Source organism: Gordonia sp. DT218 (assembly GCF_049847105.1).
Taxonomy (GTDB): domain Bacteria; phylum Actinomycetota; class Actinomycetes; order Mycobacteriales; family Mycobacteriaceae; genus Gordonia.
The window spans coordinates 164,729-177,206 of record NZ_JBNCNS010000001.1; the positions used below are offsets into that span (position 1 = coordinate 164,729).

Here is a 12,478-nt window from a genome sequence, read left to right on the forward strand (position 1 = left end):
CGACCCAGATGACATGGAGACATCGCTTTGGCGCATCCTGAACCAGCAGGTTCTGACGCATCCCGAGGTCACCGGCACGGAGACCCTCGTCCGTCTGAAATTGGCCAAGCAACAATACAATTGGGGTACCCGATGAGCCTTGTCAACGAGTCCGCCACCGATCTCTCGCTCGGCGAACGCAGCGCCGCTCATCTCTGGGGACACTTCGCGCGCCACGGCGACGACATCACGCCGCCGGTCATCACCCGCGGCGAAGGCATGCGGATTTACGACGACCGCGGACGCAGTTACCTCGACGGTCTCGCCGGTCTGTTCGTGGTGCAGGCCGGGCACGGCCGCGTCGAACTCGCCGAAGCGGCGGCCAAGCAGGCCAAGGAACTCGCGTTCTTTCCCATCTGGTCGTATGCGACGCCCCCCGCCATCGAACTCGCGGAGCGCCTGGCCGCCTATGCCCCCGGCGACCTCAACCGGGTCTTCTTCACCACTGGCGGCGGCGAGGCGGTGGAAAGCGCCTGGAAGCTGGCCAAACAGTACTTCAAGCTCATCGGTAAACCCATGAAGCACAAGGTGATCTCGCGCGCGGTCGCCTACCACGGGACCCCACAGGGCGCGCTCGCCATCACCGGCGTGCCGGCCCTCAAGCAGATGTTCGAGCCGCTCACCCCGGGTGGCTTCCGCGTGCCCAACACCAACATCTATCGCGCCCCGAACGACGAACTCGCCGCCGATCCGAAGAAGTTCGGCCGCTGGGCCGCCGACCGCATCGCCGAGGCCATCGAGTTCGAGGGACCCGAGACCGTGGCCGCGGTCTTCCTCGAGCCGGTCCAGAACGCGGGCGGATGCTTCCCGCCGCCGCCCGAATATTTCGAACGCGTCCGGGATATCTGCGACGAATATGACGTCCTGCTCGTCTCCGATGAGGTCATCTGCGCGTTCGGTCGGATCGGGTCGATGTTCGCGTGCGACGACTTCGGCTATGTGCCGGACATCATCACCTGCGCGAAGGGCATGACGTCGGGGTACTCCCCCATCGGCGCGATGATCGCCAGTGACCGCATCTTCGAACCCTTCCGCGACGGCACGACGAGCTTCCCGCACGGCTATACCTTTGGTGGACACCCGGTCTCGGCCGCAGTGGCGTTGGCCAATCTCGAGATCTTCGAACGCGAGAGCCTCAACGCGCACGTCAAGCAGAACGCCCCGGCGTTCCGCGCCACACTGGAGCGCCTCAACGACCTGCCGATCGTCGGCGACGTCCGGGGTGCGGGATTCTTCTACGGGATCGAGCTGGTGAAGGACAAGGCCACCAAGGAGACGTTCACCCGCGACGAATCCGAACGTATCCTGCGCGGCTTCCTCTCGTCCGCCCTGTTCGATGCTGGGCTGTACTGCCGCGCCGACGATCGCGGCGACCCGGTGGTGCAGCTCGCACCGCCGCTGATCGCCGCCCAGACCGAGTTCGACGAGATCGAACAGATCCTCCGCTCGGTGCTCAGCGAGGCATATACATTGCTGTGACCATGTCCCGAATCACCTCGCTCCCCAAGGTCGAACTCCACCTGCACATCGAGGGAACCCTCGAACCCGAGCTCGTCCTCGAACTGGCACGCGAGAACGGCATCGGCTTGCCCTACCGCGACGCGGACGCGCTGCGGGCCCGATACGCGTTCGACGACCTACAGTCGTTTCTCGACATCTATTACGAGAACCTCGTCGTGCTCCGTGGCCGCCGGGATTTCGCACGGCTTGCCCACGCCTACGCCGCACGTGCCCACGCGGCCGGGGTCGTGCACGCAGAGGTGTTCTTCGACCCACAGGCGCACACGGTTCGTGGCATAGCGCTCGGCGACGTCGTCGCGGGACTGATCGACGGCTTCGAGCGGGCTCACGCCGAGTTCGGCATCACGTCCGATCTGATCGCGTGCTTCCTGCGGGATCGTCCTGTTGCGGAGGCACTCTCGACACTCGATGAGCTGCTCGCCCTGGATGCGCCGATCATCGGCGTCGGACTCGACTCCGCGGAGGTCGGCAACCCCGCCTCCCGATTCGCCGAGGTCTTCGACCGCGCGTCGCGCGCCGGCCTGCGACTGGTCGCACACGCGGGCGAAGAAGGAGGACCTGATTCGATCCTGCAGGCGCTCGACGACCTTGCCGTCGAGCGCATCGATCACGGCATCCGCAGCGTCGACGACCCGGTGCTCATGTCGCGCCTCGCGGACGAACGAACACCGCTCACAATCTGTCCCCTGTCGAATGTGCATCTGAACGCCGTCGCCGACATCGCATCGCATCCGCTGCCCGAGCTCATCCATGCCGGTCTTCGCGTGACCATCAATTCCGACGATCCCGCTTACTTCGGCGGCTACGTCGACCAGAACTACACCGCCGTCGTCGACGCGTTCGACCTCGACGATCGGGTCGTGGCCATGCTGGCGCACAACTCGGTCGACGCCAGTTTTCTCGCCGCGTCGCGGCAGCGGGAGATCCACGCTCGGATCGACGAGTGGCTTTCCCTGTCGACCGGCGATCCGCCGGGGCAGTGAGCACCCGGAGGTCGCCCATCGATCCGGGGGAATCGCTGCAGCCTGCTGGTCGTACGTCGCACAATGAGCGTGATGACGACGGTTCGGAAAGATCCGGCAGCGGACCCGGACGAGGAACTCCTCCTGATCGCGACGCTGTTGCGCGATCGGCTCGAGGGACTCTCCGCAGCAGTGGCGCGGGCCATCCGGCAGGACGTGGACTATTACTCTTCGACCCAGGCTGTGTCGCTCGACGACATCACCGCGACGGTCCGCGCCAACTTCGAACTGGTGGTGTACGGACTCACCGGAGATGAGCGCTTCGACACCTCGCCCGCCGAAGATACCGGTAGGTCACGTGCCGCCGTCGGTGTTCCCCTCCCCGCCCTGATGCACGCCTACCGAATCGGGTTCCAGATGGCATGGGCCGAGTTCAAATCCATCGCACAGGAACACACCGAACTGAGTCGGTCGACGCTGCTCGACGCAACCGCCCGGATGTGGCAGGCGCAGGATGCGTTCATCATGGCGATGGCCGCGGCACACCGGGAGCGGACCACGGCCAAGATCCTCGACGATGCGAGCGAGCGTGCCGCACTCACCCAGCATCTGCTCGAAGGACGAGTCTCGTCGGAGCAGAGTCTCTGGGAGATAGCCGACATCCTCCGGCTGCCCCATCGCGGTCCCTTCCTCGCCGTCGCGGCGGCCGCGACGATCGTCGGCAGGGCGCCTCTCGCCGGGATCGAGAACAAGCTGCGCGGCATCGATCTCTCGTCGGCGTGGCGACTCCTACCCGATCAGCAGATCGGGATCGTCTACGCGCCGTCGCCGTCGGCACGCGACCAGGTGATCGCGCTGCTCAGCCGAGCCGCGATCGGACGGGTCGGGGTGAGCGCACCTTTCGCAGAACTCGCCGACACATCCAGGGCCTTGCGGTATGCCCGGGTGGCGATGTCCGGAAAGGGCGAGGGGGTGAGCGTGTTCGACGACTCGGTGTTGGGGGTTGCGGCGGTCACCTCCCATGAGGTGACCGCCGACCTCGCCGCACTGGTCCTCGGTCGGCTCTACCAACTCGCGCCCGAGGATCGCGATGCTCTCTTCGAGACGTTCCGGATGTGGTCGACTGTCGGAGGCAACATCAACGACACCGCGCAACGTCTGTTCGTACATCGGAACACGGTGCGCCATCGGCTACGACGTATCGAGGAGCTCACGGGACGTTCGACAACGGCCCCGCGCGACGTTGCGGAGCTATGCCTGGCATTCGAGGTCGACGAGCATTTCCCGCTCGCCGGAGGCCCACCGGGCTCCTGATTCGGGACCGCTCGCGGCAGGCGCGTCGCTTGACTGTGCATGTGCACACCCACAAGCACCCGACGTTGACCCCCACACCATGGTGTGCGGGGGGTGATCGAGCGCACGATTGAACAGTAGAAACACCGACCTCACCGTGGAGCCGTTCATGACCAACCTCAGCGAGAATCTGACCGCCGCCGCCAACGCACGGCCCGACGCGACCGCACTGATCTGCGGCGACAGCAAGCTGAGCTATGACGAATTCGATCGTGCCGCAGCAAAAACTGCCACACTGCTCGCCGAACTCGGGATCGATCCCGGCGACCGGGTCGGCCTGATGCTCCCCAACACACCGGCGTTCGCGGTCCTCTTCTATGGCATCGCGCGCCGCGGAGCGATCGCCGTGCCGATGAACCCGCTGCTCAAGGCACGTGAAATCGAGTTCTATCTCGCCAACACCGGCGCCACCGCGCTGTTCGCGGCACCGACCTTCGCCGACGAGGCACAGCAGGCGGCCGAGGCGGCCGGTACGACGTGTATCCCGGTCGACGACGGGTCACTCGTGTCGATGTTGGCCGATGTCGAACCACAGGCGGAGGCGACACCGCGCGACGACGAGGACACCGCGGTCATCCTGCACACCTCGGGCACCACCGGCCAACCCAAGGGAGCAGAACTCACTCACCGCGGACTGGGGCGCAATGCCGAGGTGTGCGTTCGCACGCTGTTCGAGGCCACGCCCGACGACGTGGTGATGGGTTGCCTACCGCTGTTCCACGTCTTCGGTCTCACGTGCGGTCTCAACGCCTCGGTACTCGCCGGTGCCACACTCACCCTGATGCCGCGCTTCGACCCGGCCGAAGCGCTCGAGGTCATCGAACGCGACAGGGTGACGATCTTCCAGGGTGTACCGACCATGTACTCGGCACTGATCGCCGCACGGCGCCCCACGCACGACACCAGTTCGCTACGGACCTGCGCGTCGGGCGGCGCAGCACTGCCCGCCCAGGTGATCGCGGATTTCGAGAAAGCCTTCGGCGCGATGATCCTCGAGGGTTACGGGCTTTCGGAAACCTCGCCGGTCGCCTGCTTCAACCACCCGAACCGTATCCGGAAGGCGGGATCCATCGGTACCCCCATCGAGGGTGTCGAGATGCGTGTGGTGGACGAAGACGGCAACTCGGTGACGGTCGGTGCGCCCGGTGAGATCCAGGTGCGCGGGCACAACGTGATGAAGGGCTACTGGCACCTTCCCGAAGCCACCGCCGACGCCATCGACGCGGACGGATGGTTTTCGACCGGCGATGTGGGCACCCTCGACGACGACGGCTACTACACCATCATCGACCGCACCAAGGACATGATCATCCGCGGTGGCTTCAACGTCTATCCCCGTGAGATCGAAGAAGTCATCTACGAACATCCTGCCGTCGCCGCGGCCGCCGTCATCGGTATCCCACACGATTCCCTGGGTGAGGAGATCGGTGCAGCGGTGACCCTCAAACCCGGGCAGTCGATATCCGGCGACGACCTCCGCGACTACATCAAGGCCCGTATCGCGGCCTACAAGTACCCGCGAAAGATCTGGTTCCTCGACGCCCTGCCGACCGGTGCGACCGGGAAGATCCAGAAACGCGACATCACCGTCCCCGAGGAGATCAAACAATGACCATCGCTCAGAATTATTCCGCCGCAGGCGACATCGCCGCTCCCCTGGATCTGCTCCTGGTCAACTCGACCAAATCGTTCACGAACCGGATGACTCCCAATGCGGCCTGGGCGCGGTTCGGCGGATCACTCGCCCGCCAGCCGATCACGGTCGCCGACACGGGCCTCGGTCTCGCCCGCGAACTCGGTGCGATCACCCTCGGCCGCTCCGATCGGGCCCCGGCCCGTCAGGACAAACGGTTCGCGGACCCGGCCTGGTCGGGCAACGCGCTCCTGCGCCGGATACAGCAGGCCTACCTGGCGACCTCCGAGGCGGCCGAACGCCTCTACTCTGCGGCCGACCTGGACTGGCGCGACGCCGAGAAGGTTCGGTTCGCGCTGGACAACATCATCGAGGGATCATCGCCCACGAACAATCCGCTGGTGAGCCCCGTCGGCTGGAAGGCGCTCATCGACACCGGCGGCCTGTCCGCGGTCCGCGGCGCCAAGTCCTTCATCCGCGACATGGCATCCAAACCGCGGGTGCCGGCCATGGTCGATCCGGACGCCTTCCACGTCGGTGAGACCGTCGCCACGACCAAGGGTGCAGTCGTGCTGCGCACCAAGATGTTCGAACTCATCCAGTACGCGCCACAGACCGCCACGGTGCACGAGAAACCGCTGCTGATGGTGCCGCCCGTGATCAACAAATACTACGTGATGGACATCGCGCCCGACCGCAGCCTGATCGAGAACTACGTGCGTGGAGGACAACAGGTCTTCACCATCTCCTGGCGCAACCCCAAAGCACGACACCGGGAATGGGGATTCGACGCCTACGGAAAAGCCCTCATCGAGGCCATCGACGCCGTCCGATCGATCACCCGCGCCGAATCCGCGAACCTGTTCGCCACCTGCTCCGGCGGCATCCTCGCCGCGATGACGCTGGCCCACCTCACCGCCACCGGGCACGGCGACAAGGTCGCCGGCCTCACGTTGGGTGTCACCGTGCTCGACCAGAGCCAGGCCGGTTTCGCCTCGGCGCTGGCCAGCGAACGGGCAGCCAAGGCCGCCATCCGGACCTCTGCCGACAAGGGCTACCTCGACGGCAACGCGATGGCCGAGATGTTCGCCTGGCTACGACCCACCGATCTGGTGTGGCGCTACTGGGTCAACAATTACATCCAGGGCCGCTCTCCCGCCGCATTCGACGTCCTCTTCTGGAATGCGGACACCACCCGGATGACTGCGGCGCTGCATCGCGACATGGTGATGATGGGGCTGAACAACGACCTGGTCACCGCGGGACAGGCGACCATGCTGGGCACGCCGGTCGACCTCGGCGCCATCACCTGCGACGCGTACGTCGTCGGCGGCATCGCGGACCACATCTGCCCATGGCAGGCCACCTATCGCAGCGCCGCGCTCCTGGGCAGCAAGGACAACACGTTCGTGCTGTCGACAAGCGGGCACATCGCCTCGCTCGTCAACCCGCCCGGCAACAAGAAGGCATCGTTTCGCACCGCCCAGGTCGATGTCGACGTCGACCCCGATGCGTGGCTGGCCTCGTCGGAGAAGCACACCGACTCCTGGTGGCCCGACCACCTGCGCTGGCTAGCCGAGCGCTCGGGCCAGCAGATCGATTCACCCGCCATGCTCGGCGGCCCCGGCCACGAGGCCCTCGCCCCGGCACCCGGCACCTACGTGCACGAGAAGTGAGACGCCCCATGACAACACCGGTCTCATCCGCAGCCGATCCCGTCGACGAGTCAGATGTGTTCGTCGCCGTGGGAGGACAACGGATACGGGTGCGATATCGTCGCGGAGTAGGGGTGCCGTTGGTGCTGTGCAACGGTATCGGCGCAAGCCTCGAGGTCCTCGATCCGCTGGTCGGTCACCTCGATCCAGACCGGCCAGTGGTCAGCTTCGACGTCCCCGGCACCGGGGAGTCGCCGTCTTCGCCACTGCCATACGGCTTTCCCTATCTGGCCTGGGTGATCGGCCGGATGCTGGACCGGCTCGAGATCGGTGTCGTCGACATCCTCGGGCTCTCATGGGGCGGCGCGCTGGCCCAGCAGTTTGCCTTCCAGAATCCGCGACGGTGTCGGCGGCTGATCCTGGTGGCGACGGGCACCGGCGCGATCATGGTGCCCGGTCATCCGCGGGTACTGAACAAGATGATCACTCCTCGCCGGTTCCGTGATCCCTCCTACGGTGGCACCATCGCTGCCGAACTGTACGGCGGCGCGGTCCGCGAGCGGGGACAGGACGTGGTCGACCTGTTCGTCCGGCAGCTGCACGCCGGATCCCGCACCGGTTACCTGCATCAGCTGCTCGCCGGCTCGGTGTGGACGTCCCTGTTCGCGCTCCCCGCGATCCGGCAGCGCACGCTGCTCATAGCGGGTGACGACGATCCCATCGTGCCGATCATCAACGCGCAGATCATGTCTCGCTTGCTTCCGCGATCGCGATTGCACCGGCACGACGGCGGCCACATCGATCTGGTGGTGGACGCGGAGACCTTTGCCCCGGTCATCGATGACTTCCTCGGCGCTCCTGGCATCGCTCGCGCCACCCGGCGCCGTGGCGACGCCGGTCGACTCACCCCGGGGGGATGATTCCGCCGTCGCGTCGGCCACCGCGCCCCTGCGGAGCAGGGGCACCATCGCTGATATTGTCCGTGCGATGAGGCTCCTGGTCCGGTTCATCCTCGTGGTGATCGCACTGTTGTGCCCATCCGCAGCCGCATATGCCGTTCCCGTTCCCGTTCCCGTCACCACCCCGGTCACCGATCATTGTCCGCACAAGGTCGCGACACCGCCCGCGGTCGACACCTCGGAGGTCGTCGCACCCGGGGCGCCCGTCCCCAGTCCCCTTCCCGTGCCGGATCCGCCGGTCGGCGGCGCCCGTCTGGCCGGATGCGGGGTGGTCGCGGAACCGGGGGCCGGACAAGTGCCGGGCCGACTGACCTCCGCGGGATGGCTGATCGCCGACCTGGACACCGGGAAGATCATCGCGGCGAAGGACCCGCACGGCCGGTACCGTCCGGCGTCCACCGTCAAGGTCCTGCTCGCGCTGGTGGTCCTCGACGCGATCGACCGGGGCACAATGGATCTCGATGCGGTTGTCACCGCCACCCCGGCGGATTGGAGCGCCGAGGGCGATTCCTGCGGCATGGGACCGGGCGGACACTACACCATCCGCGACCTCGTGACCGGCCTGATCGTGGTGTCCGGCAACGACTGCGCCGACGCACTTACCCGGCAGCTCGGCGGTGTGGACGCGACGCTCGCGGCGATGAACGACAAGGCACACTCGCTCCTGGCACTCGACACGCACGCGTCGACGCCGTCCGGGCTGGATGCTGCCGGCATGTCCACCTCGCCCTACGACCTCGCATTGATCTATCGGGAGGCGATGCACGACAGTCTTTTCCGGGAACTGATCGGATTGCGCGACTATCGTTTCCCGGGCTACCCGAAGCGTCCGGATGTCCCCGGCGACAAGGACCACCCGGGCTACCTCATGCAGACCTCGAATCAACTGCTTCTCGACGGCTACGCCGGCATGCTGGGTGGCAAGACCGGTTACACCGACGATGCCCGCAAGACGTTCGTGGGTGCGACCGAACGTGACGGCCGCCGGGTCGTGATCGTCCAGATGTACGGGCTCACCGTCGAGTCGGACTCGTACTGGGATCAGGCCGAGTCCATGTACGACTACGGTTTCCGCGCGCCGACAGGCACCGAGGTGGGACTACTGGTGACGTCCTCCACCGGCCGGCCCGCCCCTGCCACGACTGCGACGGCAACACCTGACCCGGCCCAGGCCATGTCCGCGACGGGCACGGACCATCCGGACCGGTGGTCGATCCGAATCCTGGTGGGCCTCTGCGCGGCACTCATCGCGATCGGTCTCCTACTGGTCGCTCTTCGGCTGTTCGCCAGGCGGTGACCCGCCGGCCGCATCGGTCTAGCGCCGCAGCAGCCATCCGACGAATCCGCTGATAGCAGCGGCGATACCGGCGACCGCCACCAGGGTCGCGGGCCTGGCGACGGGATTGACCTGATAGTTCGGCGAGACGACCACCGGCGGCAGCGGCGCGTCCTCCTCGGTGACCTGGAACTCCTCGTTGATCGGATCGGTCGCACACCAGGCCGCGGCGTAGAGCACGATGCGGGACGCGAGGTAGGCGAACACGAGTAGGCCGATGATGGGGCCGAACGCCACGCCCGCCGGACCGCTCAACACCGACTGGAGGTAGATACCGCCCACGGTCTTGACGATCTCGAAAGCGATCGCGGTGAGCAGACCGGCCTTCAGAGTGTTCCGGAACGGCAACTGCACCAACGGGAGCCGTGACATCACGAAGGTGAACAGCAGCCAGGTCGCCATGACCGAGACGATGATGGACACGGTCCGAACCACTGCGGGAGCCCACGAGGCGTCCTCGAGACCCACCCAGGACAGCACCTCGGTCGTGAGACCGGAGTTGCCGAGAGCGGTGAGCGCCATCGTGCCTGCGAAGGCGACGCCGAGCACCGCGAAGGTGACCAGGTCCCAGACCTTCGACATGACCGCGTTGCGGTTGACCCGGCCACCCCACATCTCGGTCATGCCCAGTCGGACGCCGGAGATCCAGCCGATGCCGGTGAACGCGGCGCCGATCAGACCCACGATGCCGACCGCGGCGCGGGACGCGATCGCCGAGTCGATGAGGTCGCTGATCTGATCACCCAGCCCCTCGGGCATGTTCTTGACGACCGCATCCTGGAGTTCTTTCAAGAGCTCCGGCTGGTTCGCCAGGACGAATCCGGCGATCGCGAACACCACCATGACGATGGGAACCAGCGCGAGTATCCCGTTGAAACTGATGCTCGCGGCGTAGAGGTTGCCGCGGCGATCGTTGTAGCGCTGAACCGTCTGGATGAGGTGCTCGAGCCATGTCCAGCGCTCGCGCGCCCCGGCGAAGGCGCTCTTCCCACGCTCGACCGCCGACTTTCCGGAATCCACCATCGAACTCACCTGTACCGCCTCCTCATCGGATCACGGGGTCAGTCGGGGCAACGGCTGATCACCCTTCCGGTGCCAGGAATCCCACTTTGTCATAGACCGAGGCCAGCGTGGTCGAAGCAACCGATCGCGCGCGCGCCGCACCGCGGGCGAGGATGTCGTCGAGATGAGTCGGGTCGTCCATGTATTCGGCGACCCGGCCGCGTAGCGGCGTGACGAACTCGGTGAGTACGTCGGCGGTGTCAACCTTCAAGTCGCCGTAGCCCTTTCCCTGATACTTGTCGACCAGGACGTCGATCGGGGTACCGGCGAGCGCGGACTGGATGGTGAGCAGATTGCTGACACCCGGCTTCTCCGCCGGGTCGAAGCGGATGTCGGTTCCGGTGTCGGTGACCGCGGAGCGGATCTTCTTGGCGGATTTCTTGGGTTCGTCGAGCAGGTTGATGAGGCCGCGGTCGGACTCGGCGGACTTGCTCATCTTGGCCGTCGGGTTCTGCAGATCGTAGATCTTGGCGAACTCGGAGACGATGTATGCCTCGGGAACCTTGAGAACCTTGCCGAACCGTGCATTGAAACGCTGCGCGAGATCGCGCGTGAGTTCGAGATGCTGACGCTGGTCCTCCCCGACCGGCACGCGATCCACCTCGAAGGCGAGGATGTCGGCCGCCATCAGGATCGGGTAGGTGAACAGCCCGACGCCTGCCGCGTCGGTGCCCTGCTTGGCCGACTTGTCCTTGAACTGGGTCATCCGGCTCGCCTCACCGAAGCCGGTGATGCAGGACAGCACCCAGGTGAGTTGGGCGATCTCCGGCACGTGGGACTGCACGTAGATCGTCGATCGTTCGGGGTCCACGCCCACCGCGAGCAATTGCGCAACGCTGCGACGCGTGCGGTCGCGGAGTTCCGCCGGCTCGTAGGGCACGGTGATCGCGTGCATGTCGGGGATGAAGTAGAACGCGTCGAACTCGTCCTGCAACGCCACCCACTGGCGAACCGCCCCCAGGTAATTTCCGAGGTGGAAGGAATCGCTGGTCGGCTGGATACCCGACAGCACACGCGGCCGTGATGCGCCGGATTGGGTGACGTCGCTGCTCATGCCTCCAGTTTCGCAGATGCCCGCGACCGGTTTTCCGGGAGAGGTCGGCGCGAAGGCTCAGTCGTACACGACGGTCATCGGCGCATGATCCGACCACCGGAGGTCGTAGGCCGCCGCACGGTCGACCGTCGCCTTCACCGCCCGTCGCGCCAACGATCGGTTGGCGAGCTGGTAGTCGATCCGCCATCCGGAATCGTTGTCGAAGGCCTTACCCCGCCATGACCACCAGGTGTACGGCCCCTCCTCGTCCGGAGCGAGCTCCCGTGCCACGTCCGACCACCCCTCGGCCAGCAGATCACCGACCCAGGCGCGCTCATGTGGCAGGAATCCCGGACTCTTGCGATTGCCCTTCCAGTTCTTGATGTCGGCCTCGGCATGAGCGATGTTCCAGTCACCTCCGATCACCACGTGTCGCCGCCTGCGGGCGAGTTTCCGGAGGTGCTGACCGAACTCGTCGAGAAACCGCACCTTCTCGTCGAACTTCGCCACATCTTTCGGCTCGGAGGTCGCGGCCGCCCCTTTGGGGAGGTAGAGGCTGGCCACCGTGAGGGGCTCCGCCGTCCCCTCGACATCCGCTTCGAGATATCGGCCGGTTCGGTCGAACTCGTTGCTGCCGAACCCGATTCGCGCCTGCCTGATCGGCAGACGGCTGAGCACACCGACACCGGCGTGGCCCTTGACCGCGGACGCACTCATGGCCAGGTGCCAGCCGTCGTCGAGGGCGGGCGCAAGGGCCTCGCGTGCCTGGTCTTCCTCCGCGCGGATCTCCTGCAGGAGGACGACATCGACGGCCGCCTCGTCCAGCCATGCGAGAAGACCTCGATTCGCCTCGGAACGGTGCTTCACCGCGGCCCGGACGCCGTTGACATTGACGGTGCTGATCGTGATGGACACAGCGTCCGAG

10 protein-coding genes and 1 pseudogene are annotated in these 12,478 nt (G+C 66.1%); 8 read left to right on the forward strand and 3 right to left on the reverse strand.

Going from position 1 to position 12,478, the window contains the following annotated elements:
* Position 1: 1 nt before the first annotated feature.
* From ACPXCG_RS00755 to ACPXCG_RS00790, 8 genes and pseudogenes are all read left to right on the forward strand, one after another.
* Positions 2–136: pseudogene (locus tag ACPXCG_RS00755) on the forward strand (AsnC family transcriptional regulator); the annotation flags it as partial.
* Positions 133–1,518 carry an aspartate aminotransferase family protein gene (locus tag ACPXCG_RS00760; protein ID WP_425788167.1) on the forward strand — a complete coding sequence of 462 codons (1,386 nt, stop codon included), beginning with the start codon at positions 133–135 and terminating at the stop codon, positions 1,516–1,518. The pseudogene ACPXCG_RS00755 and the gene ACPXCG_RS00760, both read left to right, overlap by 4 nt.
* Before the next feature lie 2 nt (positions 1,519–1,520).
* Positions 1,521–2,543, forward strand: a complete 1,023-nt coding sequence (locus tag ACPXCG_RS00765) for an adenosine deaminase (protein WP_425788169.1) — start codon at positions 1,521–1,523, stop codon at positions 2,541–2,543.
* A 72-nt stretch (positions 2,544–2,615) separates the two neighbouring features.
* Positions 2,616–3,836, forward strand: coding sequence for a PucR family transcriptional regulator (locus ACPXCG_RS00770; protein ID WP_425788170.1), 1,221 nt, complete (start codon positions 2,616–2,618; stop codon positions 3,834–3,836).
* A 148-nt stretch (positions 3,837–3,984) separates the two neighbouring features.
* On the forward strand, positions 3,985–5,487 hold the full coding sequence (locus tag ACPXCG_RS00775; protein ID WP_425788172.1) for a long-chain-fatty-acid--CoA ligase: 1,503 nt from the start codon (positions 3,985–3,987) through the stop codon (positions 5,485–5,487).
* Positions 5,484–7,184: a PHA/PHB synthase family protein gene (locus ACPXCG_RS00780; protein WP_425788174.1), complete on the forward strand. Its 1,701-nt coding sequence runs from the start codon at positions 5,484–5,486 to the stop codon at positions 7,182–7,184. Before ACPXCG_RS00775 ends, ACPXCG_RS00780 begins: the two co-directional genes overlap by 4 nt.
* Positions 7,185–7,192: 8 nt before the next feature.
* The gene (phaZ, locus tag ACPXCG_RS00785) at positions 7,193–8,083 is read left to right on the forward strand and encodes a poly(3-hydroxyalkanoate) depolymerase (RefSeq protein ID WP_425788176.1); all 891 of its coding nucleotides are present in this window, start codon (positions 7,193–7,195) and stop codon (positions 8,081–8,083) included.
* 67 nt (positions 8,084–8,150) lie between these two features.
* Positions 8,151–9,419: a D-alanyl-D-alanine carboxypeptidase family protein gene (locus ACPXCG_RS00790; protein ID WP_425788178.1), complete on the forward strand. Its 1,269-nt coding sequence runs from the start codon at positions 8,151–8,153 to the stop codon at positions 9,417–9,419.
* An 18-nt stretch (positions 9,420–9,437) separates the two neighbouring features.
* Here the strand turns inward: ACPXCG_RS00790 and ACPXCG_RS00795 are convergent, their stop codons facing one another.
* From ACPXCG_RS00795 to ACPXCG_RS00805, 3 genes are read right to left on the reverse strand one after another with little or no spacing between them, the layout of a single operon-like run.
* A complete protein-coding gene (locus ACPXCG_RS00795) occupies positions 9,438–10,490 on the reverse strand; it encodes a YhjD/YihY/BrkB family envelope integrity protein (RefSeq protein ID WP_425788180.1) in 1,053 nt (350 codons plus the stop codon).
* 49 nt (positions 10,491–10,539) lie between these two features.
* Complete coding sequence (gene trpS / locus ACPXCG_RS00800; RefSeq protein ID WP_425788182.1) at positions 10,540–11,574, reverse strand: tryptophan--tRNA ligase; 1,035 nt, start codon at positions 11,572–11,574, stop codon at positions 10,540–10,542.
* Positions 11,575–11,631: 57 nt separating this feature from the next.
* On the reverse strand, positions 11,632–12,468 hold the full coding sequence (locus tag ACPXCG_RS00805) for an exodeoxyribonuclease III (RefSeq protein ID WP_425788184.1): 837 nt from the start codon (positions 12,466–12,468) through the stop codon (positions 11,632–11,634).
* Between the last annotated feature and the right edge of the window lie 10 nt (positions 12,469–12,478).

Excerpts from the sequence above, each read along its gene's own strand:
- ACPXCG_RS00760 (WP_425788167.1), top strand. The coding sequence starts at position 133 with ATGAGCCTTGTCAACGAGTCCGCCACCGATCTCTCGCTCGGCGAACGC.
- ACPXCG_RS00770 (WP_425788170.1), top strand. The coding sequence starts at position 2,616 with ATGACGACGGTTCGGAAAGATCCGGCAGCGGACCCGGACGAGGAACTC.
- phaZ (WP_425788176.1), top strand. The coding sequence starts at position 7,193 with ATGACAACACCGGTCTCATCCGCAGCCGATCCCGTCGACGAGTCAGAT.
- ACPXCG_RS00775 (WP_425788172.1), top strand. The coding sequence starts at position 3,985 with ATGACCAACCTCAGCGAGAATCTGACCGCCGCCGCCAACGCACGGCCC.
- ACPXCG_RS00765 (WP_425788169.1), top strand. The coding sequence starts at position 1,521 with ATGTCCCGAATCACCTCGCTCCCCAAGGTCGAACTCCACCTGCACATC.
- trpS (WP_425788182.1), bottom strand. The coding sequence starts at position 11,574 with ATGAGCAGCGACGTCACCCAATCCGGCGCATCACGGCCGCGTGTGCTG.
- ACPXCG_RS00780 (WP_425788174.1), top strand. The coding sequence starts at position 5,484 with ATGACCATCGCTCAGAATTATTCCGCCGCAGGCGACATCGCCGCTCCC.
- ACPXCG_RS00790 (WP_425788178.1), top strand. The coding sequence starts at position 8,151 with ATGAGGCTCCTGGTCCGGTTCATCCTCGTGGTGATCGCACTGTTGTGC.